Raw genomic sequence first — 22,832 nt, forward strand, 5'->3', positions numbered from 1 at the left:
CATGCTGCCGCGGGAGTGGTCAGCCGGCCCGCTTGACGCTACCATGCGACGACCGAATAAAGTCCGATGCCAGATTCCCCCGCCGCGCGATGGCGCGCTGCCGGGCGCGGCGCGGCCGTTGAGAGTTCCCGAAGCTTGCCTTTCCCGACCCTGCCCGCCCCCCTCGCGCGGGCCTTGAGCGAACGCGGCTACGCCGATCCGACCCCGGTCCAGGCCGCGGTGCTGGAGGCGGCGGCCGGCGCCCGCGACCTCCTCGTCTCCGCCCAGACCGGCTCCGGCAAGACCGTCGCGTACGGCCTCGCCATGGCCGGCATGCTGATCGGCGACGCCGAGACGTTGCCGCCCGCCGCGGCGCCGCTCGCCCTGGTGATCGCCCCGACGCGGGAGCTCGCGCTGCAGGTCCAGCGCGAGCTGTCCTGGCTCTACGGCGCGGCCGGCGGCCGGATCACCGCCTGCGTCGGCGGCATGGACCCGCGCCGGGAGAGCCGGATGCTCGCCGAGGGCACCCACATCGTGGTCGGCACGCCGGGCCGCCTGCGTGATCACTTGGAGCGGCGCAACCTCGATCCCACCGCGCTGCGCACCGTGGTGCTCGACGAGGCCGACGAGATGCTCGATCTCGGCTTCCGGGAGGATATTGAGTTCATCCTCTCGGCGACGCCGCCGGAGCGGGCGACCTACCTGTTCTCCGCGACCCTGCCCAAGGCCATCGAGACCCTGGCCGAGCGCTACCAGCGCGACGCCCTGCGGCTCGCCATCAAGAGCGAGACGAGGGGGCATGCCGACATCGCCTATCGGGCGGTGCGGATCATGCCGCGGGAGACCGAGCACGTGGTGCTCAACCTGCTGCGCGCGGCGGACGCCGCGACCGCGATCGTGTTCTGCAACACCCGCAATGCCGTTCGCCACCTGCAGGCGAGCCTGACCGAGCGCGGTTTTTCCGTCGTCGCGCTCTCGGGCGAATTGGGCCAGGGCGAGCGCAACGCCGCGCTCCAGGCCTTGCGCGACGGCCGCGCCCGGGTCTGCGTCGCCACGGACGTCGCCGCCCGCGGCATCGACCTGCCGTCGCTCAGCCTCGTGATCCACGCCGATCTCCCGCACGACGCCGAGGTGCTGCAGCACCGCAGCGGCCGCACCGGCCGGGCCGGGCGCAAGGGCACCTCGGTCCTGCTGATCCCGAACTCCCGGCGTCGCCGGGCCGAGCAGATGTTCGCCATCGCCAAGGTGACCCCCGAATGGTGCGGGCCGCCCTCGGCCGACGAGATCCGGCGGCTCGACGGCGAGCGCATGCTCGAAGACCCGCTCTTCGCCGAGCCGCCCGCGGAGGAGGATGTCGCGCTGGCCGGGACGCTCCTCGCCAGCAAGAGCCCGGAGGAACTGGCCGCGCTGCTCGCCCGGGTCTACCGCACCCGCCTGCCGGCACCCGAGGAGGTCAGCGACCCGGGGGAGGGGCGTGCCCCGCGGGGCGAGCGGCCGACCTACGATCCGATGGACCCGGAGCGGATCGCCGCCATGGGGCCGGCGGTCTGGTTCCGGCTCAATCTCGGCCGGCGCGACAACGCCGACCCGCGCCGCCTGCTGCCGATGCTGACCCGGAGGGGTGGCGTCGACCGTCAGGAGATCGGGGCGATCCGGATTTTTGACCGCGAGACCAAGTTCGAGGTGCGCGGCAACGCGGCGGCGCGCTTCGCCGAGGCGTTTGCCCGCAACGGTTCGCCCGAGATCCAGGTCGAGGCGCTGTCGGGGGACGGGGCGCCGGCGGAACGGCAGGGTCGGCCGGGCGGACCGAAGGGGTTCGCGAGCCCTCGCGCGGGCAAGCATCAGCGCAAGGTTGAGCGGCCCGGGCCGCGTTCGGAAAACAAGCCGGGCCGCCATTCGGGCCGGGGCTGAGACGACTAGAGCTGTTCCCGATCGCGTTCAGGCACGCAATCGAGCTCTTTCGAAGGACGGCTGCCCAATCCACCCCCTCATCCTGAGGTGCCGGAGCGCAGCGCAGGCCTCGAAGGAGGGCTCCACGGATCGCAGAGGCTTCTGGAGCCCTCCTTCGAGGCGGCTCCGCCGCACCTCAGGATGAGGAGGGTGGATGGGATCCACCCGGGTTCAGAGGAGGATGAGGATTAGACTGCCGTGGCGGCCAGCGCTCGCGGGGTCGATCCGGTGGCCGGGGCGAGCGCTCAGAATACGCTCTTCACCGCATCGCCAAGGGCGTCGACGCTCTCCTTCAGCTTCCGTCCGGCGGGCGCCAGGGACGGCAGCTTGATCCCGAGCACTTCCGTCTCCTCGGGTTCGGCAGGCTCTGCCGACGCGACGGTGGCGGTACGCTTGGTCTTGTCGGCCGTCTTCGTCGATGCCGCCGGCGTCGGTGCCGGCCTGGCGGCGACGGCCTTCGGTGCCGGCTTGGCAGCCTTCTCCAGTGCTGCGGCGACCGGCTTCGGAGTCGGCTGTGCGGCCGGCACGACCACGGCGTGAGCCCGCACGGTCTCGGACGGGCGCGGCGTCTGAAGCGCGGCCGTGCGACTCGGCGGGAGCGGCACGACCTGACGGGCCGCAGCGAGCGGCGCCACCGGGGTCGGCGTCGGGATGCGCCGGGTCGGTGGGACGGCGGCGTCCGCGGCCTTGGCGGGAGGCGGCGCGGCCGGGGGCTTGCTCGGCAGGGCGGCGGGGGTGAACGCCTCGGGCAGGGCGGCCATGCGCGGGGCCTGCGCCACCGGCTCGGCCGGCTTCGCCTCCGGGGCGGCCGCCGCCACGGTTCCGGCCACGGCCGGAAGCCCGTCCTTCAGGTCGGGCCAATCGGCGGCACGGCCGGAGGTGGCGATGACCTTGATCGGGGGCGGCGCGGCAAGCCCGGCCATCAGCGTCGAGGCGGCGACGCCGAAGCCGCCGAGCACGCCGATTCCGGCCAGGCCGAACAGGACGACGCGCAGATCGAGCCCGCGGCGGGTCCGCGCGGGCGGAATCCGGTTCTCTCGAGTTTCAGAGGGGTCCAGAGCGAGGTCGATCATGGTCCGGGGCCTCTGACACGATACATGACGCGTGCGACCGGGCTCCCCTCAACCGATCGCCGCCCTCCATCGAGCCGGAGGTGTTTCGACTCTGACGCCAGTAGAGGAACCGCAATACGGCGCAAAGATGTCGAGCCGAATTCTAGATGGTCTCAGTCGAGACGCTTCTATCCACAGGATATGCAGCGACGGCTTAACAATTCGTCATCGGTCGGAAGACCGGCGGCGGCGATGGCCGGGCAGGGACGGCATGGACTTCGGCCGTCCGCCGGCTATGGGTCTCGCTGTGGATGCGCAACCGACACATCTCCCGATGCCCGATAAGCCCGCCACCCGGGCCGGACGCTGGCCCTGGGCCGCTTGGTCGACCCGGGCGCGGCTCGTCGCCGTGGTGCTGCTCATCGATGCCCTGGCAGCCTTGATCTCCTGCGGCGTGATCGTCTTCAACGCCCGCAATGCCGTGCGGGTCGAGACCCGAGCCTCGCTCGCGACCGTGGAATCGCTGGTCGCCGACACGATCCGCCTGTCGGATACGACCCCGCCGGAGAGCCTGCTCCAGACCCTCGACCTGCGATTTAAGGTGCTGCGGCATGTCCGGGTCGCCGTCCTCGACAATGCCGGCGCGCGCGTCGGCAGCGCCATTGCGACCCACCGTACCGCCCGCGAGGCACCGCGCTGGTTCGCCGACCTGATCATGCCGCCGATCGAGCGCCACACCCTCCCGATCACGGTGAATGGGCAGCAACTCGGCATGGCGCAGATCACCACCCAGCCCCTCGACGAGATCGACGAGATCTGGGGCTACGCAAGGGCGCTCTCGCTGACCACCGCGGCGATCAACCTCGCGATGCTGGTCGCGCTCTACGCCGCCCTCGGCCGCATCCTGGCGCCCCTGCGGCGGCTCGGCGCCGGCCTGACCCAACTGGAGCACCACGACTACACCGCCCGCCTGCAGCCCCCCGGCGCCCGGGAACTGGCGGTCATCGCCGAGCGGTTCAACAAGGTGGCGGCGGCGCTGGGCGAGGTCCGCGCCGCCAACGGGCGCCTCAACCGGCAGTTGCTCACCGCGCAGGACGACGAGCGCCGCCGCACCGCCCTCGAACTGCATGACGAGTTCGGCCCCTGCCTATTCGCGCTGGAGGCGAATGCCGCCTCGATCGCCCGGATCGCCTCTGGGCCGGGCGAGCCGAGTCGCGAAAAACTCGCCGCCCGGGCGGCCGAGATCAGCGCCATCGTGGGGCAGGTCCAGACCGTCAACAGGGAGTTGTTGAACCGTCTCCGGCCGCACGGCCTCGGGCAGGCGCCGCTCGCGACCTGCCTCGACCTGCTCCTGCGCGGCTTCGCCCAGCGCCACCCCGGCCTCGCCTTCGTCGGCCGGTTCGACGGTCTGGCGCGCGGCTACGGCGATCTCGTCGATCTCACCGTGTTCCGCTGCGTCCAGGAGAGCGCCACCAACACCGTGCGACACGGCGCCGCCACCCGGGTCGAGGCCGAGGCCGCCGAGGCGGGGGGGCGTCTCACCCTGACCATCCGCGACAACGGCAAGGGCATACCGGATCCCGGTGTCTCGATCGAGCACGGCACGGGGCTCGGCCTTTCGGGAATGCGCGAGCGCGTCGAGGCCCTGGGCGGCACCTTCGCCCTTGACAATGCCGGCCCCGGCGCAATCGTCCGGATCACGATCCCCGTTCCGCCCGACCGGGGCGACGAGAGCACCGCGCCGAGCGCATGAACGCCATCGCCTCCCAGATCGACATCGCCGCCACCCGCCTGCCGGTCCTCGTGATCGACGATCACCCGATCGTCCTGCAGGGCTGTCGCCGCGTGCTGGAGGATGCCGGCGTCGAGACCATCGCGGAGGCGACCACGGTGGTCGGCGGCTACCGGATCTTCCACCGGCTCCGGCCGCCGGTGGTGATCTGCGACCTGACCTTCCAGGGCAGCGGCATGGCCGGCCTCGGCCTGATCCGCCGGATCCGCGCGGTGGCGCCGGAGACGCGCATCCTCGTGTTCAGCATGCACAACGATCCGGTGATCGTGGCCCGCGCGCTCGAAGCCGGGGCGCTCGGCTACGTCCTGAAGGACCACGCCTCGGCGGAGCTGTTCGAGGCCTTCGGTAAGGTGCGGATCGGCGAGGTCTACCTCGACCGGCGGCTGGCCACCGAGGTCGCGATGCTGCGGGCCGACGCCCGGCGCACGCCGGAGTCGCAGCTCACCCCGCGCGAGCAGCAGATCCTGGCGCGGCTCGCGCAGGGGCGGTCCTACGGCGCCATCGCAAGCGACCTGTCGGTGAGCTACAAGACCGTCACCAACGCCTGCTCGCAGATGCGCCAGAAGCTCGGCGTCCGGACGCTCGCCGAGCTGATCCACGTCGCCGTCACGCACGCCCAGAGGCAGGGCTGACATGGCCGACGACGTTGGACAGGGCGGCCCCGGCTCGTTCTCCGCGGAGGCCTGGGCGCGCAATGCCGCGGCTTACGAAAAAATCCGGTCGATGCCGTTCAACGCCGAACTCGCCGCCGGCACGCTGCCGCAGGACAAGTTCCGCCACTACATCGTACAGGACGCGCATTACCTCGTGGGCTTCGGCCGAGCGCTGAGCCTCGCCGCCGCGAAGGCGCCGGATCCGGAGGGCATCGTGCAGTTCGCCGCGGCCGCGCAGGAGGCCATCGTGGTGGAGCGCGCCCTGCACGGCGGCTTCTTTCGCGATTACGGGATCGCGCCCGAGACGTTCGCCGCCACGCCGCTGACGCCGGCCTGCGATCACTACGTGAACGTCCTGCTCGCCACCGCCTATGCCGAGCCGTTCCCGGTGGTCTGCGCCGCCCTGCTGCCGTGCTTCTGGATCTACAAGGCGGTCGGCGACGACATCTTCGCCCGCGCCGCCGTCGGCAACCCGTATCGGGCCTGGATCGACACCTATGCGGGCGCGGATTTCGCCGAGGCCGTCGCCGCCATGATCAGGGCCACCGACCGGGCGGCCGAGGACGTGACCGTCAACCAGCGGGCGCGCATGCACCACGCCTTCACGCAGGCCACCCGGCTCGAATGGCTGTTTTGGGACAGCGCCTACCGCGACGCGGGCTGGCCGCTGTGACGCGCTGGCCGTGACCGGGCCGGCGGGTCCGAGCCGCCGGGATCTCGTGGCCGCTGCCGCCGCGGCGGCGTCCGTCTGGCCAGCCCGCGCTCGGGCAGACGACGCGCCCGGCCCGATCCCGGACGACCGGCCGGTCCGGATCGCGATGCTGCTCTTTCCCGGTCTGACCGCCCTCGACCTCGTCGGCCCGCAGGAACTGCTCGCCGGCTTGGCGCCTGGCAGCCTGCATCTCGTCGCCGAGTCCGCCGGCCCGGTCGCGAGCGATAGCGGCCTGTCGCTGATGGCGACCGACACCTTCGAGACCTGCCCGCAGGAGCTCGACGTCCTGTTCGTACCCGGCGGCGACGGCACGCCGGCGCAGATGCGCAACGCCCGGCTCCTCGACTTCCTGCGCGGGCGCGCCGCGCATTCCGCCTGGGTGACGAGCGTCTGCACCGGATCGCTGATCCTGGGCGCGGCCGGCCTGCTGCGGGGCTACCGCGCCACCTCGCACTGGTGCGTGCGCGACGCGGTGCTGCCGCTGCTGGGCGCCGTGCCGGTGGCGGAGCGTGTCGTCGTCGATCGCAACCGCGTCACCGGGGCGGGGATCTCGGCGGGGCTCGACCTCGGGCTGGCGCTCGCCGCCCGCCTGCGCGGACCCGCCTACGCCCGCACTGCGCAGCTCGTCGCGGAATACGCCCCGGACCCGCCGTTCCGGTCCGGCACCCCCGCGGAGGCCGGGCCGGACGTCGTTCGTGCGGCGGACGCGATCCTGGCGGACCTGGTCGCCGGGTCGACCGAGGCGGCGCGGCGCTGAAGCTCGGGGGCGATGCAGCGCGGCCACGCCCGGCGCCCTTCCGCGTTCCCGTCCTTGACGGCGGGTGGCGCCGGCCCGAACTGTGCGCTGCGAGATCTGCCGAAGTTCTCGATCGGAGCACCCATGTCCCTGATCGCACGCCTGCGCGCCTACGCGGCCGAGGCCCTCGGCGTCGGCACGCACGAGACCGTCGACGACACGCATCTCGCCGCCACCGCGCTCCTCGTCCACGTGGCGCGGGTCGACGGGATCCTGGCGGCCTCCGAGAGCGAGCGCCTGTCCCGCCTCGTGCAGGGCCATTACGCCGACGGGCCGGAGGCCGCGCGGGCGCTGATCGCGCGCGCCACCGCGATGGATTCCGAGACCCGGGACGTGGCGAGCCTCGTCGAGATGATCCCCCACGAGGCCAACAAGGCCGAACGCCAAGCCCTCCTGACCATGGCGTGGTCGGTCGCGGCGGCGGACGGCCGGGTCGACGAGTTCGAGGAGGCCCTGGTGGAGCGGCTCGGCCGGCTCCTCGGCTTCGACGAGGGCGCCATCGCGTCCGCGCGCCGGACCGGCCAGCAGCAGGCCGGGCTGGCGTAAGGGCGGCCGGAGCCATGATCGCGAGCCTGGCACTCATTCTGCTGGCGCAACTCGTGGGCGAGGCGATCGCCCGCGGTGCCCACGCGCCGATCCCCGGACCGGTGATCGGCATGGGTTTGATGTTCGGGTTCCTGCTGCTGCGCGACAGCGGGCGGCTCGGCCTGCCGCGCTGTCTCCCGAAGCCGTTGACCGACGGCACCCTGGAGAACACTGCGCGGGGGCTCCTGCTGAACCTGTCGCTGATGTTCGTCCCCGCGGGCGTCGGCGTTGTCGGCCGCCTCGACCTGCTGCGGGCGCAGGGCGTGAAGCTCGCCATCGTGCTGGTGGTATCGACGGCGCTCTCGCTGCTCGTCACCGTGCTGGTGTTCCGCGCGGTGGCGGCCCGGGTCGAGCGGCCGGGGCCCGATGGGGAGCCCTGACCCGTGAGCGGCGACTTCTCCCTCTGGGTCTACCTCGCCAAGACGCCGCTGCTGTGGCTGACGGTGACGCTGACGGCCTACGTCCTGGCCGACCGGATCGCAGCCGCGACCGGCCGGCACCCGATCGCCAACCCGGTGCTGATCACGGTGACGCTGGTCGGCGGCGTGCTGGCGCTGACCGGCACGCCCTATCCAGTCTATTTCGAGGGGGCGCAGTTCGTGCACTTCCTGCTCGGGCCGGCCACCGTGGTGCTGGCCATGCCGCTCTACGAGCGGCGAGCGACGGTCAAGCGGGCGCTGGTGCCGATGCTCGCGGCGCTGGCCGCGGGTGCGGGCACGACGCTCGCCGTCGTGATCGCGCTGGCCCGGCTGCTCGACATCCCGCAGCCGGTCGTCGTCTCGCTCGCCCCGAAATCGGTGACGTCCGGCGTCGCCATGGGCATCGCGGAGGCGCTCGGCGGCGATCCGACACTGACCGCGATCCTGGTGATCCTCACCGGCATCATCGGGGCGATCCTCGTGACGCCGATGATGAACGCGCTGAAGATCCACGACATGCGCGCCCGCGGCTTCGCGGCCGGGCTCGCGGCTCACGGCATCGGCACGGCGCGGGCCTTCCAGGTGAGCGAAGTGGCGGGCACCTTCGCGGGCATCGCCATGGGTCTCAACGCCTTCCTGACGGCGATCCTCGCACCGCTGGCGCTACACCTGCTGTTCTAGGGGCGCGCGGGCCGTCGCGGCGCTGAAGCCGCGGACCGGATCGCGACCGCAGAGCCCGACATTGCCGTGATCGGGCACAGCCCCAAGTGGCGCGGATGCTGAATCGACGTTGACCGCGATTGTGTATCTAAGGTAGAACAATGCCATAAATAAATCGCGCATTGGTTGTGTAGCGAGTCCGACAATCCAGCCTCGACAGACTGTCGGCACCGCAATGCGCGCAAAAACGCCCCGTCGAATTCCGACGGTATGGAGGAGGCGCCATGCGGACCAACCAGCCGAGCATCGACCTCGCCGCGCGGATCATGAGCGCGTATGTCACGCGCAACAGTGTCCCCGCCGATAACTTGCCGGATCTGCTCGTCACGGTCCACCGTTCGATCCTGGCCCTGAACCGCCCGGCGCAGCCGCCGGCCCGACGCGCGAGCGAGGCGCAGATCCGGGCCTCGATCCGGCCCGACGCGCTCGTCAGCTTCGAGGACGGCAAACCCTACAAGACTCTGCGGCGCCATCTGACCCTCCGTGGGCTGACGCCGGAGGCCTACCGGGCCAAGTGGGGCCTGCCGGTCGATTACCCGCTGGTCTCGGCGACCTACAGCGCCCGGCGCTCGGATATCTCGCGCCAGATCGGGGTCAACCAGCGGCTGCGGATGAAGGCGGCGGCGGAGTAGGCGCCGCAGCGGTCGCGACGTCCTGGATCAGCAGCGCCACAAGTCCGGACCAGCCGGTCTGATGGGAGGCGCCCACGCCCCGGCCGGTATCGCCGTGATAGTATTCGTAGAAGAGCACGAGCTCACGGAAATGCGGATCGTCCTGTTCCAGGCGGCTCTCGCCGTAGACCGGCCTGCGCCCGTCGGCGCCCCGGGTCGAGAGGCCAATTAGGCGGCGTGAGAGATCGAGGGCGATCTCGCGGAGCGACGAGGTCCGCCCCGAGCCGGTCGGTGCCTCGACCCGGAAATCCGCGCCGTAATACTCGTGGAACTGGTGCAGGGCGGTGATGAGCAGGTAGTTGACCGGCATCCAGACCGGCCCGCGCCAGTTCGAATTGCCGCCGAATAGCCGCGAGCGCGATTCCGCGGGCTCGTAGGTCAGGCCGAGATCGCGTCCGTCCCAGGCGAAGCAGAAGGGCTTTTCGGCATAGACGCGGGACACCCCCCGCAGGCCGTGATCGGACAGGAACTCGTCCGGGTCGAGGGCGCGGTGAAGCAGCGCCTTCAGCCGGTGCCCGCGCAGCAGCGAGAGCAGCGCGGTCCGGCCCTGGCCGGGCTCGTCCCAGCGCGACACCAGGGAGGCGAGGTCGGGACGGTTCCTCAGGAAGAACAGCATCCGGTTGCGCAGCGCCGGCAGCTCGTCCAGGTCGCTTTCGTTGATCGTCGCCACCGCGAGGATCGGGATCAGGCCGACCAGGGTCCGCGCCCGGATCGGCAGGCGTGCGCCCGCGCGGGTCTCGATCACGTCGTAGAAGAAGCCGTCCGCCTCGTCCCAGACGCCGTCGCCCGTCGCCGCCGCGATCAGGAGGAAATGCTCGAAGAACTTTTCCGCCATGTCCTCGTAGGTTGGGTCCCGGAGCGCCAGCTCGATGGCGATGCGCATCAGCGCGAGCGCGTAGGCGGCCATCCAGGCGGTGGCGTCGGACTGGGTGAGGCTGGCGCCGTCGCCCACCGGCTTCGACCGGTCAAAGATGCCGATGTTGTCGAGCCCGAGGAAGCCGCCCTGGAACAGGTTGCGGTCGTCGGCATCCTTGCGGTTGACCCACCACGTGAAGTTCAGGGTCAGCTTGTTGAAGATCCGCTTGAGGAAGACGTGGTCCGGCGTGCCTGTGAGCGCCCGGTCGAGGTCGAATACCCGCCAAGCAGCCAGCGCGTGGATCGGCGGGTTGGCGTCCCCGAACCCCCATTCGTAGGCCGGCAGCGCCGCGTTCGGATGCGCGTAGGCCTCGTCCACGAGGAGGAGGAGCTGGTTCTTGGCGAAATCCGGGTCGATCAGCGCGAACACGTTCGCCTGGAGGGCGAGGTCCCAGGACGCGAACCAGGGGTATTCCCACGCGTCCGGCATCGAGATGATGTCGTTGGCGCGAAGATGCGCCCAGTCGGCGTTGCGCCCGTGCCGGCGCTCGGGGGCGGGGGCGGGCTGGGCCGGATCGCCCGCGAGCCACTCGCGCACGTCGTAGTGGTAGAGCTGCTTCGACCAGAGCATGCCGGCGAGCGCCTGCCGCTGGACGAGCCGCAGCTCGGGATCGGCGATCGGCGCCTGCAGGGCGGCGTAGAAGGCGTCCGCCTCCGCTTCGCGGGTGGCGAAGACGGCGTCGAAATCCGCGAACGGCTCGCCCGGGGCGGTCTCGGACCGCAGGCGCAGGCGCAGGGTACGGCTCTCGCCGGGGCCGAGATGCAGATCGTAACGGGCGGCGCACTTAGTGCCGGACAGGCGGTTGACGGCCGCCTGATCGCCGCCGACCACGCAAGCGTCGATCCCGTCCTTGTAGAAGCCCGCGACGGGGCCTGAACCGAACAGGCGATGCGTGTTGGTCTCGTTCTCGGTGAAGAGCAGCTCCGCCGCGCCCTCGGCGAAGAAGCGCATCGGCGGGATCTCGGAATGGCGCACCCAGATCGACCCGTCGGACCCGGCCATCAGCTCCGGCTTGGGCGTGCCCTGCTTCCACGACCACGTGTTGCGCGCCCAGAGCTGCGGCAGCAGCGTGAGCGCGGCGGCCTCCGGTCCCCGGTTGGTGGCGGTGACCCGCATCAGGATGTCGTCGGGCGCCGCCTTGGCGTAGGCGATCTCGACATCGCAGTAGCGGTTGCCGTCGAACACGCCGGTGTCGAGCAATTCGAATTCCGGATCGTCGAGGCCGCGGCGGCCGTTCTCGGCGACGAGGCGGTCGTAGGGGAATTCGGCCTGCGGATACTTGTAGAGCATCCGCATGAAGGCGTGGGTCGGCGTACCGTCGAGGTAGTAGTAGAGCTCCTTGACGTCCTCGCCGTGGTTGCCCTCCTGGTTGGTCAGCCCGAACAGGCGTTCCTTCAGGATCGGGTCGCGACCGTTCCACAGGGCGAGCGACAGGCACCAGTTCAGATGGCGGTCGCCGAAGCCGCCGATCCCGTCCTCGCCCCAGCGATAGGCCCGGGACCGGGCATGGTCGTGGGGCAGGTAGTCCCAGGCGTCGCCGGCGGGGCTGTAATCCTCCCGGACGGTGCCCCATTGCCGATCGCTGAGATACGGCCCCCAGCGGCGCCAGGCCGGGTCGGTCCGTGCCGCGACGAGCCGGCGGCCTTCCTCGGTCTCGAACAGGCTCGGCCTCATGCCGTCGGGCTTGGTCATCTGCCGCTGCTCCGGATCCGGCTCTCGAGCGCTGAGTAGGGCTGCGCGTCCGGCACGGAAAGTCAACGCCCGGCCGTGATGGCATTACCGGTCTATCGTCAAGCGGATCCCGTCCGAGCCCGCGACCGCGGCGAGGCCGCGGTAATCCGCGATGGCGGGATGTCCCGCGGTGACGGGCTCCCGATGGATCGCGGTCACCACCACGATCGCCGCGCCGGCCGCCTCGGCGGCTCGGATCCCGGCGGGCGCATCCTCGAACACGCAACAATCCCCTGCGGCGATGCCGAGTCGGCGCGCCGCCAGCCGGAAGCAGTCCGGCGCGGGCTTGCCCTGGGTCACGTCCTCGGCGGCGACCATAAGCCCGGGGGCCGGCATGTCGGCCGCCGCGAGGCGGCGCAGGGCCAGGGCACGCGGGGCCGAGGTGACGATCGCCCAGCGCTCCGGCGGTAGCCCCGCCAGGAAGGCCCGCGCGCCCGGGATCTCGGTGACGTCGCCGACATCCTCCATCTCGGCCGCGGTGATCGCGGCGGCCTCGGCCTCCGGGTCGACACCCGGCAGGTCGAGGCGGCGGATCGTCTCGACCGAGCGCACCCCGTGGATCGTCGGCAGGAACGCGGCCACGTCGAGCCCGTGCGCTGCGGCCCAGCGCGACCAGGTCCGCTCCGCCGAGGCGATCGAGCTGATGAGCGTGCCGTCCATGTCGAACAGCAGCGCCGCGAAGGGGCGCGATGGGAGGTTGATGATCATGGCGGACCGCTAATGGTGGGCTGCCTCGGCAGCAACCAGGATGCGCGCAGGGGAGCCGAGCGTCGTCACGACTGATGGTGAAGGTATTGCGCCGCTGCGCGGCATCTCCCTGTGCTAGGTCCCAGATCAGGCTCCGCTGTCGCTCCACCTGTCCGGGAAAGGGTGGCGGTTCCTCTCGAAACGCGACGCCCTTTCCCGGGCGCATGGCGCGCCTGCGGAATGCGACCCGGGAGCCAGCACGGGACTCGCCGCGCAGCGGCGCCCCTATCGCCCCCGCCGCCCGCTTCACGGGCGGTCGGCTTTGGTGTAGCGCGGGAGGCAACCCCGGATGCCCGCAACCGCGAACCCTGCCCGACCCATGCCGAGCCGCATCGACGCCACCTTCGCCCGCGCCCGCGCGGAGAACCGGGCCGTCCTCGTCACCTACGTGATGGCGGGCGATCCCGATCCCGAGACCTCCCTGGGGATCCTGAACGCCCTGCCGGGCGCCGGCGCCGACATCCTGGAATTCGGCCTGCCCTTCACCGACCCGATGGCGGACGGCCCGGCCATCCAGGCGGCGGGCCTGCGGGCCCTGAAGGCCGGCCAGACCGTCGCCGGCACCCTGGACCTCGTGCGCCGCTTCCGCGCCGGGAACGCGGCCACGCCGATCGTTCTGATGGGCTACTACAACCCGATCCACACCTACGGCGTCGATCGTTTCCTGGAGGACGCGGTGGCGGCCGGCGTCGACGGTCTGATCGTGGTCGATCTGCCGCCCGAGGAGGATGCCGAGCTGTGCCTGCCGGCGCTCGGCAAGGGTCTGGCCTTCATCCGGCTCGCGACGCCGACCACCGATGCGCGGCGCCTGCCGGCGGTGCTCGCGAACACGGCGGGCTTCGTCTACTACGTGTCGATCACCGGGATCACCGGCACGGCGACGCCGGATTTCGGCAAGGTCTCTGAGGCGGTGGCGCGCATCCGCCAGCACACCGACCTTCCGGTCGTGGTCGGCTTCGGCGTAAAGACCGGCGCCCACGCGGCGGCGATCGCGAAGGGCGCCGACGGCGTCGTGGTCGGCTCGGCGCTGGTGGATGCCCTGGTGCGCTCCCTCGACGCCGAGGGCCGGTCGCAGGCCGGCACCGTCCCGGCGGTGGCGGGGCTGGTGCGCGAATTGGCCGAGGGCGTGCGCGCGGCGGCGGTGGAGCGGGCGGCCTAGAGCGCTCGCCGCCCAAGTGGATGCCGGTTCGGCGCATGCGAGCGCTGCACATCACGGATACAGGGCCGTTCCCGGTCGCAACGCGATCGGGAACGGCCCGAAGCGGCGGATTTCCTGGCCGACCCTGGCGGTGAAGCGCCCGCCACCTGATATTGGCGCGGGCTCGAAGCGGACGGACGCGAGGCTATGGTCGAACCGATGAACTGGATCTCGGAGGTGGTGCGCCCCCGGATCAAGACCCTGTTCAAGCGCGAGACGCCTGAGAACCTCTGGGTCAAGTGCCCGGATACGGGCCAGATGGTGTTCCACAAGGAGGTGGAGGCCAACCACTGGGTCATTCCGGGCTCGGAACATCATCTCAAGATGAGCGCCCAGGCGCGTCTGAGGATGATGTTCGACGAGGGCACCTGGATCGACGTGGCGCTGCCCGAGGCCGCCACCGACCCGCTGAAGTTCCGCGACGAGAAGCGCTACGTCGACCGGCTCAAGGAGGCGCGCGCCAAGACCGGGATGCAGGACGCGTTCAAGATCGGTTTCGGCCGGGTCGGCGGACTGCCGATGACCCTCGCCGCGCAGGAATTCGGCTTCATGGCCGGGTCGCTGGGCATGGCGGCGGGCGAGGCCTTCGTGCGCGGCGCCGAGACCGCGCTGGAAAAGCGGACGCCCTACGTGCTGTTCGCCGCCTCCGGCGGGGCTCGCATGCAGGAGGGCATCCTGTCGCTGATGCAGATGCCGCGCACCACCGTGGCGGTGCGCCGGCTCAACGCGGCGCGGCTCCCCTATATTGTGGTGCTGACGAACCCCACCACCGGCGGCGTCACCGCCTCCTACGCCATGCTGGGCGACGTGCACCTCGCCGAGCCGGGGGCGCTGATCTGCTTTGCCGGCCCCCGGGTGATCGAGCAGACCATCCGCGAGAAGCTGCCAGACGGGTTCCAGCGGGCGGAATACCTGCGCGCGCACGGCATGGTCGATCAGGTGGTCCATCGCCATCAGCTCAAGGAAACCATCACCCGCCTCTGCGGCCTCCTGACCAACGTCGCCGAGCCGGCGGCGCCGGTCGCGGCCGCCGAGGCGGCGTAAAGCCCGCGCGATGGCCTCGTCCGACGCCCTGATGGCGCGATTCCTGGCGCTGCACCCGCGGACCATCGACCTCTCGCTCGGTCGGATCGAGCGGCTGCTCGCGCGGCTCAACCATCCGGAGCGGCGCCTGCCGCCGGTGATCCACGTCGCCGGCACCAACGGCAAGGGCTCGACCATCGCGTTCATGCGGGCGATCCTCGAAGCCGGGGGGCTCGCCGCCCACGTCTACACCTCGCCCCATCTCGTGCGCTTCCACGAGCGGATCCGCATCGGCGGGATCGGCGGCGGCCATTTCGTGGACGAGGACCGGCTGGCCGACGCCTTCGCGCGCTGCGAGACCGTCAATGCCGGCGAGCCGATCACCATGTTCGAGATCACCACGGCGGCGGCCCTGGTGCTGTTCTCGGAGAGCCCGGCCGACGTCCTCCTGCTGGAGGTGGGGCTCGGAGGCCGGTTGGACGCCACCAACGTGATCGCGCAGCCCGCCTGCGCGGTGGTCACGCCCATCGGCCGCGACCACGCCGAGTATCTCGGCGACACGGTGGAATCGGTTGCGACCGAGAAGGCCGGGATCTTCAAGCGCGGCTGCCCGGCGGTGATCGCCGCCCAGGACTACGCCGAGGCCGACGCCGTGCTGTGCCGCCGCGCCGAGGAGATCGGGGCCGGGCCCATCCGCGTGGGCAACCAGGATTTCTCCGTGCATGAGGAGCGCGGCCGGCTCGTCTACCAGGACGAGACCGACCTGTTCGACCTGCCGCGCCCCCGCCTCGCCGGGCGCCACCAGTTGGTCAATGCCGGCACGGCGATCACGGCCCTGCGGGCGGCGGGCTTTGGCGACATCGGCACGACCGCTTTGGAGAAGGGGCTCACCGAGGTCGAGTGGCCGGGCCGGCTCCAGCGCCTGGGCCGCGGGCGGCTGGCCGCGCAGCTCGATCCCGGCACCGAGCTGTGGCTCGACGGTGGCCACAACATCGACGGTGGCCGGATCCTCGCTGCCGCCATGGCAGATCTCGGCGAGAAGAGCGACGTGCCGCTCGTGCTGATCGTCGGCCTGCTCGGCACAAAGGACGCCGACGGGTTCCTGCGCAACTTCGTCGGGCTGGCGCGCGCCCTCGTGGCGGTGCCGATCAGCGGCACGCTGGCGGCGCGCCCCGCGGAGGAAGTCGCCCGGATCGGCGAGGGCGTCGGCCTCTCGACCTACGCGGCGCCGAGCATCGAGGCGGCCCTCGCGATGGTCAAGGACATCGCCTTCGAGCGTCCGCCGCGCATCCTGATCTGCGGCTCGCTTCACTTGGCCGGCTTGGTGCTCGCCGCGAACGACACGCCGCCGGTCTGAGGCCACGGCGATCGGGAAGTAACCGATTCGCCCGGGGCGCGTGCCATTACTGACCCTAGACGCCTCAGGATTTCCGGTGCCCTGCCACCGTGGCGTCGTCCATTTGCCGTAATCGACCCGGTCAAAGTCGCCGCACGCTCACGCTTTCCCCCCGCTGTGGCGGACAAGCTACATCCCCGGCAGACTCGATTGCCTAAATTGAAACCGATCGGGCTAATGCTGGGGATCACAGTAATGAAGCAACTTATCACGGCTCTTGCGGCGTTTACGGCACTGACGGCTGCTGCGTCCGCCGCCGACCTTCCGCGCCGGGCGCCGCCGCCGGTATTCACGCCGGTGCCGGTCTTCACCTGGACGGGCGCCTATTTCGGTATCAACGCCGGCTACGCGTTCGATGCCAGCAGCCGCTCCAACAACAGCGGGTTCGTTCAGACCGCCGGCAGCCCGGCCGTCCTGACCGGCGCCGGCCTGGTGCCCTACCAGGCCCTGGCCCCGAACGGCTCGGTGCTGCTCTACAACCGCAACAACCGCGAAGGCTTCTCGGGCGGCGGCCAGATCGGCTACAACTACCAGTTCACTCCGGGCTCGGGCATCGTGGTCGGCTTCGAGGCTGACGCGCAGTACCTCGATTTCGGTGGTCGTCCGCGCTACGCCACGAACGCCCGCGCCGTGAATGCCGGTTTCCTCCCGGTCAACGGCACGCTGAACACCCTCGACTTCTTCGGCACCGTCCGCGGCCGTCTGGGTTACGCTTTCGACCGCACCCTCGTGTACGCCACCGGCGGCTTCGCCTACGCCACCGGCACCAACGACGGCACGCAGAACATCGCGTTCCAGAACTTCGCTGGCCGCCGCGACGACTTCAAGACCGGCTACACGGTCGGCGGCGGCGCCGAGTTCGCCCTGCCCACCGACTCGTTCCTGAACTTCTTCCGCTCCTCGGCGGTGACCGTGAAGGTCGAAGGTCTGTACGTCAGCCTCGACCGCAACCGCACGGGTCTGCCGCTGGTCGGCGCCGCCGCCGTCAACGGCGCGTTCCTGCCGGTCTATGCCGTCTCCGGCAGCAACCGCAACACGAACGACTTCGCCGTCGTCCGCGCCGGCCTGAACTACAAGTTCGGCTCGTACTGAGACCGGAGGACCGATCCCGGGCCTCAGCCCGGGATCGGAGACACGATAAACTGGGCTCGAAACCGAGAAAGCCCGGCCTCGCGGCCGGGCTTTCCTTTTGTCGTCGGCGTGGTCCGCTCAGGCGGTCTGGGCGCCGATCCACCGGGACAGGTCGCCCTTCGGCGCGGCGCCGACCTTCTGGTCCACGCGCTCGCCGTTCTTGAACAGGAGCAGCGTCGGGATCGAGCGGATGCCGTATTGCGCGGCGATCTGCGGGTTCTCGTCGACGTTGACCTTGGCGATCTTCACCTTGCCCTGGAGATCGGTGGCGATCTCCTCGAGGGCGGGGCCGATCTGGCGGCAGGGGCCGCACCACTCCGCCCAGAAATCCACCACGACGGGCTCGGCGGACTGGAGAACGTCCTGCTCGAAGCTCGCGTCGGTTACCTTCATGGTCGCCATAACGTCACCCTTCGGAAGTCGCCGCCTCGGGGGCGGCGTCGGACGGGCAGGGGCCCGCGCGGTCCGACCAGAATTGGCGACGGGCCGGTGTCCGGTCAAGAAGTCCGGAGATGCCAGTATGATCCCCCATGGGGACAGGCCTCACGCGTGTGCGCTGGCGCATATCCCCTCGGGTCCGGCCAGGATCGGCGTCACGCTGCGATCCCGGCCCGCTCCAGCGCCGCCGCGATATCGCCTTCGTCGAGCGCCCGGATCACCGGCCCCGATGTCCAGACCAGCATCGGCCGGATCGTGCGGCCGGGATAGATCTGGCCGAGGAGGCGCGCGTAGAGGGCGATCTGGCCGGCCTCGGCGGGGGGCAGGGGGGCATCCGGATCCGGCGGCCGCCCGGTCTTGAAGTCGGCGATCCGCACTGCGTCGGGGGTGACGCAGAGCCGGTCGAGGCGGCCCTGGACGACCCGCTCGCCGTCCGCCGTGCGCACCCGGCCCGACAGGCTAACCTCGGCGCGGGCCTCCGGGGCGAACAGCGGCGCGAGATCCGGGTCGTCGATGATCCGCAGGACCGCGCGCACGATCGCGATATGGGCGGGCCGGGGCAGGCCCGGCGCCCGGGACCGGACGAAGGCGAGGCCGGCCGCCTCCCGCCGCCCGCGCTCGACCCGGGGCAGGTGCTGCAGCAGGGCGTGGATCAGGATGCCGCGCCGCCTTGCCTGTGCATCGGCGAGGCGCGGCGGGGGCACCCGGGCGCCGTCGGCAGCCGCGAGCGCCCCGGACGGATTGAGGGTCTGAACCTCCGGCTCCGGCGGCACGCGGCTGCGGAGCCAAGTGGGCTCCGGCAGGGGCGGCGCGGCGATGGGCGATGCCGCGCGGGCCCGCGGCGCCTCGGCGCCGTCCTGCCAGATTGTGGCCGGGCCGTAGGCGAGGTCGACACTCTGGCCCGTGCCGAGCGCCGTTTCCAGGCCGGCCCGGATCATCCGGCACCACGCGGTCTCGGTCTCGCGCTCGTGGCCGCGGAACGGCGCCACGATCAGCCGGTCGGCCGCCCGGGTCATGGCCACGTAGAGCAGGCGGTTGTGCTCCTGCCGTGTCCGGGCGAGCAGGGCCGCGCGGGCCGCCTCGGTGGCGGCGCAATCCTGCGTCCGCCCGCCGGACCAGACCGGCGGCAGCGCGGTCCCGTGCTCCGCCAAGGGCAGGAGGGGCGGGTCGTTGCGGCCGAGGGGCTCGCAGCCGTCGAGGAGGACCACGACCGGCGCCTCCAGGCCCTTGGCCCCGTGCACGGTCATGACGCGCACCTCGTCGCGTCCGGACTCGAGGTCGCGCTTGACCGTGTGCCCAGCCTCGGCGCCGACATAGCGCGCCAGGAACCCGCCGAGCGAGGGGGCATCCTCGGCCGTCTCGGCCTGGGCGGCGGCGGAGAGGAACACGTCGATGGCATCGCCCGCCTCGCCCCCGAGCCGCGCCACCAGCTTGGCCCGGCCGCCCATCGGCCCGAGCAGCCGCGCGTAGAAGCCGAACGGGCCGTGCAGGCCCGCGAGCGCGATCCACTCCGAGAGCGCCGCGAGCCCGCGGATTGCCGCGGCATCCCCCGAGGCGGCGTGGCGGTGGAGGGCATCCTCCAGCGTTTCAGACAGCTCGCGGCGGGCGGCGAGCCGCACCAGATCGTCATCGGTCAGGCCGACCAGCGGCGTCTTGAGCGCGGTGGCGAGTGTCAGGTCGTCGGCGGGCAGGAGCCCGGCCCGGCCGGCGGCGACGAGATCGGCCACCGCGATATGGGCCGAGACCTCCAGCCGATCCTGGCCGGCCACCGCGACCCCGAGGCCCTTCAGGGCGCGGATCACCTCCTCGAAGGCCGGCCCGCGCTTGCGGACGAGGACCAGCACGTCGCCGGGGCGCCAGACCCGCCCGGTGGCGTCGCCCCCGGTGATCCAGGTCCGCACGGCCTGCGCGACTCGCCGGGCGGTGACGATCGCCGGCGCGCTGGTCTCCGGGGTGTCGACCGGGGCCGTCCAGGCATCGGGCTCGGCCGCGGGCTCCGGCTCGGCGATCGGCCACAGCTCCACGGCCCCGGGGGCGCCGGGCCGCGCGCTGGCATGGACGGTCCGGCGTACCGTATCCTCGAAGGCCAGGCCCTCGTTGTGGGCGTCCAGCGCGAACACGGCGTCGACCGCCTGCAGGACGAGGCTGGTCGAGCGGAACGACAGGGTGAGCGGCACGTCCTCGAAGGTCAGGCCGGCCGAGCGCGATTCCGCGATCCAGGCCGCGCGGGTGAGGGCGAATTCCCGCGGCTCCGCGCCCTGGAAGCCGTAGATCGACTGCTTGGGATCGCCCACCGCGAAGCGGGTCCGGGCACCCACGCGGGCCCCCTCGCCGGCGGCGAATTCCTGGGTGATCGCCCGCAGGATTGCCCATTGCTCCGGGTTGGTGTCCTGCGCCTCGTCGACCAGGACGTGATCGATGCCCCGGTCGAGCTTGTACAGGACCCAGCCGGCGCCGACCCGGCCGAGCAGGTCGAGGGCCTTGTGGATCAGGTCGTCGAAATCGAGGGCGCCGAGCCTGGCCTTCTGGGCCTCCACCCGGCGGTGGATCTCGGCGGCGAGCTGGAACAGGGCCTGGGTGCGGGCATGGGCCCGGGCGGCGCGCAGGCGGTCGACCAGGGGTTCCAGCCGGTCGCGCTCGGCGATCAGTGCCTCCTTGGCGGCGGCCGGCACGGCCTTGGTGCCGAGGCTGCCGTCGGCCTTCGGCTCGTCCTTCTGGGTGAAGAACACCGACCGGTACAGGGCGAGCGCCTCGGCCCGGTCCGGCAGCCCCTCGGAACGCGCGCGCTCGGCCTCCGCCTCCGCGAGGGCGTCGGCGAGCTTCTCGTCGTTGGCCTTGCCGGTCCGGAGTGCCGCGACCAGGGCCGCCCTGTCCTCCGCCCGGCATCCGGGGCCGCCATCGAGGATCGCGGCCTCGATCCGCTCGGCACTCTCCTCGGCTTCGAGCCCGAGCGCCCCGTGCAGGCGCGCGAAGGCAGCGTCCAGGCCGGCCGCATCGCCGACGAAGACCCGGGCCCGCAGCGCCGAGCGGATCGCTGCCCGCAGGGCATCGCCCGTCGCCTCCGGGGCGACCCGGGCCAGGGCGGCGCTGAGCGGCGTGTCGCCGTTCGAGACCGCGTCGGCCAGGACGTTGGCCATCTCGATCTCGAAGATCTCCCGGGCCTTCGTGTCGTCGAGGACGACGAAGCGGGCCGGCACGTTCGCCTCGAAGGGGAACATGTGCAGCAGCCGTTCGCACAGGGCGTGCAGGGTCTCGATCTTGAGGCCGCCCGGCGTCTCGACCGCCCGGGCGAAGAGCCGGCGGGCCATGCGCAGGCGCTCCGGCCCGGCGCGCTCCCCGGTGAGTTCGGTGAGTTCGGCCGCCAGCGTCGCGTCGTCGAGCGTCACCCAGCGTCCGAGCAGGCGGAAGACACGGATCGCCATGTTGGCGGCCGCAGCCTTGGTGAAGGTGAGGCAGAGGATCCGCCCGGGCGGCGACCCGTCGAGGAGCAGGCGCACCACGCGGTCGGTGAGCACCTTGGTCTTGCCGGCGCCGGCATTGGCCGAGACCCAGGCCGAGGACCGGGGATCGGCGGCCCGGCGCTGGTTGGCCCGCGTCAGGTCGTCGACGACGAAGGGTTTTTGGATCTGGAGGCTGCTCAACGGTCCCGTCCAGGTCGGATGCCGCCCCTCTCTACAACAGAAATGCGCTCAACGCCTCGCCTTGGCGTCACACGGGGCGCGCCGGGATTGCCCCGCACGCGCCGGCAAAGCATGGATGCAGGGACGATTGCAGCGACATCGAAGACGCCCGTGACCCAGCCGACATCCGAGCCGGCGCGCCCGCCGATCCGCTTCCGCGGCCGCTCCTTCATGGCGACCGTGCTGGCGCCGATCCCGCCCGTAGCCGACTGGCTCGGCGACCTCGACGCCCTGAACCGCCGCGCGCCGAACTTTTTCGCGGGGCGCCCGGTGATCCTCGACCTCGCGGGCCTGCGGATGACGCGGGAGGATCTCGACGGGCTGCTGGCGGATCTCGCCGCGCGCAACATTCCGATCCTCGGGATCGAGGGCGCGCCACCGGCTCTTCTAGGGGCCGGGACGCCTCCGGCCCTGTCGGGCGGGCGGGCCGCCGGGGAGATCGCCACGCCGGACGAGTCGGCGCCGGGCGGATCCTCGGCGCCCGAGCCGGCCGCGCGGGAGACCGCGCGCTCGCTGATCCTCGATGCGCCCGTCCGCTCGGGCCAGACCGTGCTGCATCTCGAGGGCGACGTCACGGTGCTGGGTGCCGTCGCCTCGGGGGCCGAGGTGATCGCGGGGGGCTCGATCCACGTCTATGGGGCGCTGCGCGGCCGGGCGATCGCAGGCGCCGCCGGAAATCCCGCGGCGCGGATCTGGTGCCGCCGGTTCGAGCCGGAGCTGGTGGCCATCGACGGCCTCTACCGGGCTGCCGACGACCTCGATCCGGCCTTTCGCGGGCAGGCCGTGGAGGTGCGGCTCCTGGAGGATGCGATCAAGCTGAACCTGTTCGAACGGGGGTAGGTCTTCGCGCGATGCTCGGTCTCCAGAGCGCTCTCCGCCGAAGTGGATACCGGTCCGGCGCAAAAGAGCGCGTCACACCAAAGGCTTAGAGCCGCGCACGATTGCAACGCGATCGGTACACGACGCAGCGACGGAACCTCGGATCGGTTGTCCAACCCACCGCCTCATCCTGAGGTGCCGAAGCGAAGCGGAGGCCTCGAAGGAGCCCTCCACCCGGCCGCGCGATCCCTGGAGCCCTCCTTCGAGGCCCGCTGACGCGGGCACCTCAGCGACTGTGTTTCGGGTCAAGCGGTTTGCCATGGTTTTTGGTCCCGGATCATGGCGTTGAGGATGGTGAGGAGCTTGCGGGCGACCGCGACGACGGCGACGATCTTGGGCTTGCCGGCGGCCACGAGGCGGTCGC

19 protein-coding genes and 1 pseudogene are annotated in these 22,832 nt (G+C 71.6%); 14 read left to right on the forward strand and 6 right to left on the reverse strand.

What is annotated here, in order from left to right:
• Positions 1-135 precede the first annotated feature (135 nt).
• On the forward strand, positions 136-1,890 hold the full coding sequence (locus tag MKK75_RS34495; protein ID WP_244046975.1) for a DEAD/DEAH box helicase: 1,755 nt from the start codon (positions 136-138) through the stop codon (positions 1,888-1,890).
• 284 nt (positions 1,891-2,174) lie between these two features.
• Here the strand turns inward: MKK75_RS34495 and MKK75_RS34500 are convergent, their stop codons facing one another.
• Positions 2,175-3,002, reverse strand: coding sequence for a hypothetical protein (locus MKK75_RS34500; protein ID WP_244046976.1), 828 nt, complete (start codon positions 3,000-3,002; stop codon positions 2,175-2,177).
• Between the two features lie 250 nt (positions 3,003-3,252).
• On the opposite strand from MKK75_RS34500, the gene MKK75_RS34505 reads away from it, so the two are divergent.
• From MKK75_RS34505 to MKK75_RS34540, 8 genes are all read left to right on the forward strand, one after another.
• Positions 3,253-4,734, forward strand: a complete 1,482-nt coding sequence (locus tag MKK75_RS34505; RefSeq protein ID WP_409567650.1) for an ATP-binding protein — start codon at positions 3,253-3,255, stop codon at positions 4,732-4,734.
• Complete coding sequence (locus tag MKK75_RS34510; RefSeq protein WP_160533823.1) at positions 4,731-5,405, forward strand: response regulator; 675 nt, start codon at positions 4,731-4,733, stop codon at positions 5,403-5,405. The genes MKK75_RS34505 and MKK75_RS34510 overlap by 4 nt, the downstream gene beginning before the upstream one ends.
• Position 5,406: 1 nt before the next feature.
• Positions 5,407-6,099, forward strand: a complete 693-nt coding sequence (locus MKK75_RS34515; protein ID WP_244046978.1) for a TenA family protein — start codon at positions 5,407-5,409, stop codon at positions 6,097-6,099.
• A gap of 145 nt (positions 6,100-6,244) precedes the next feature.
• Complete coding sequence (locus MKK75_RS34520; protein WP_244046992.1) at positions 6,245-6,895, forward strand: DJ-1/PfpI family protein; 651 nt, start codon at positions 6,245-6,247, stop codon at positions 6,893-6,895.
• Positions 6,896-7,018: 123 nt separating this feature from the next.
• Positions 7,019-7,480: a TerB family tellurite resistance protein gene (locus MKK75_RS34525; RefSeq protein WP_244046979.1), complete on the forward strand. Its 462-nt coding sequence runs from the start codon at positions 7,019-7,021 to the stop codon at positions 7,478-7,480.
• A gap of 14 nt (positions 7,481-7,494) precedes the next feature.
• Positions 7,495-7,899: a CidA/LrgA family protein gene (locus MKK75_RS34530; RefSeq protein ID WP_244046980.1), complete on the forward strand. Its 405-nt coding sequence runs from the start codon at positions 7,495-7,497 to the stop codon at positions 7,897-7,899.
• Between the two features lie 3 nt (positions 7,900-7,902).
• The gene (locus tag MKK75_RS34535) at positions 7,903-8,619 is read left to right on the forward strand and encodes an LrgB family protein (protein WP_244046981.1); all 717 of its coding nucleotides are present in this window, start codon (positions 7,903-7,905) and stop codon (positions 8,617-8,619) included.
• A 263-nt stretch (positions 8,620-8,882) separates the two neighbouring features.
• Positions 8,883-9,290: a MucR family transcriptional regulator gene (locus MKK75_RS34540; RefSeq protein ID WP_244046982.1), complete on the forward strand. Its 408-nt coding sequence runs from the start codon at positions 8,883-8,885 to the stop codon at positions 9,288-9,290.
• Here MKK75_RS34540 and MKK75_RS34545 read toward each other — a convergent pair.
• Complete coding sequence (locus MKK75_RS34545; RefSeq protein WP_244046983.1) at positions 9,253-11,937, reverse strand: MGH1-like glycoside hydrolase domain-containing protein; 2,685 nt, start codon at positions 11,935-11,937, stop codon at positions 9,253-9,255. The genes MKK75_RS34540 and MKK75_RS34545 overlap by 38 nt on opposite strands.
• A gap of 84 nt (positions 11,938-12,021) precedes the next feature.
• Positions 12,022-12,684, reverse strand: a complete 663-nt coding sequence (locus tag MKK75_RS34550) for an HAD-IA family hydrolase (RefSeq protein WP_244046984.1) — start codon at positions 12,682-12,684, stop codon at positions 12,022-12,024.
• Between the two features lie 358 nt (positions 12,685-13,042).
• Between MKK75_RS34550 and trpA the strand changes: the two genes are divergently transcribed.
• From trpA to MKK75_RS34570, 4 genes are all read left to right on the forward strand, one after another.
• The gene (gene trpA, locus MKK75_RS34555) at positions 13,043-13,882 is read left to right on the forward strand and encodes a tryptophan synthase subunit alpha (RefSeq protein ID WP_244046993.1); all 840 of its coding nucleotides are present in this window, start codon (positions 13,043-13,045) and stop codon (positions 13,880-13,882) included.
• 186 nt (positions 13,883-14,068) lie between these two features.
• Positions 14,069-14,965, forward strand: a complete 897-nt coding sequence (gene accD / locus MKK75_RS34560) for an acetyl-CoA carboxylase, carboxyltransferase subunit beta (RefSeq protein ID WP_244046985.1) — start codon at positions 14,069-14,071, stop codon at positions 14,963-14,965.
• A 10-nt stretch (positions 14,966-14,975) separates the two neighbouring features.
• Positions 14,976-16,301 carry a bifunctional folylpolyglutamate synthase/dihydrofolate synthase gene (locus MKK75_RS34565; protein ID WP_244046986.1) on the forward strand — a complete coding sequence of 442 codons (1,326 nt, stop codon included), beginning with the start codon at positions 14,976-14,978 and terminating at the stop codon, positions 16,299-16,301.
• A 234-nt stretch (positions 16,302-16,535) separates the two neighbouring features.
• On the forward strand, positions 16,536-17,432 hold the full coding sequence (locus tag MKK75_RS34570; protein WP_244046987.1) for an outer membrane protein: 897 nt from the start codon (positions 16,536-16,538) through the stop codon (positions 17,430-17,432).
• Positions 17,433-17,549: 117 nt separating this feature from the next.
• Here the strand turns inward: MKK75_RS34570 and trxA are convergent, their stop codons facing one another.
• Together trxA and addA are read right to left on the reverse strand one after the other, a co-directional pair.
• Entirely contained in the window at positions 17,550-17,873 is a 324-nt protein-coding gene (trxA, locus tag MKK75_RS34575) for a thioredoxin (protein ID WP_243925026.1), read from the reverse strand.
• 191 nt (positions 17,874-18,064) lie between these two features.
• On the reverse strand, positions 18,065-21,550 hold the full coding sequence (gene addA, locus MKK75_RS34580) for a double-strand break repair helicase AddA (RefSeq protein ID WP_244046988.1): 3,486 nt from the start codon (positions 21,548-21,550) through the stop codon (positions 18,065-18,067).
• Positions 21,551-21,661: 111 nt separating this feature from the next.
• Here addA and minC point away from each other — a divergent pair, with 111 nt between their 5' ends.
• Positions 21,662-22,429, forward strand: a complete 768-nt coding sequence (gene minC / locus MKK75_RS34585) for a septum site-determining protein MinC (protein WP_409567651.1) — start codon at positions 21,662-21,664, stop codon at positions 22,427-22,429.
• Positions 22,430-22,713: 284 nt separating this feature from the next.
• Here the strand turns inward: minC and MKK75_RS34590 are convergent.
• Positions 22,714-22,832: pseudogene (locus tag MKK75_RS34590) on the reverse strand (IS110 family transposase); the annotation flags it as partial.

The sequence above is a fragment of the Methylobacterium sp. J-030 genome (assembly GCF_022829545.1).
Taxonomy (GTDB): domain Bacteria; phylum Pseudomonadota; class Alphaproteobacteria; order Rhizobiales; family Beijerinckiaceae; genus Methylobacterium.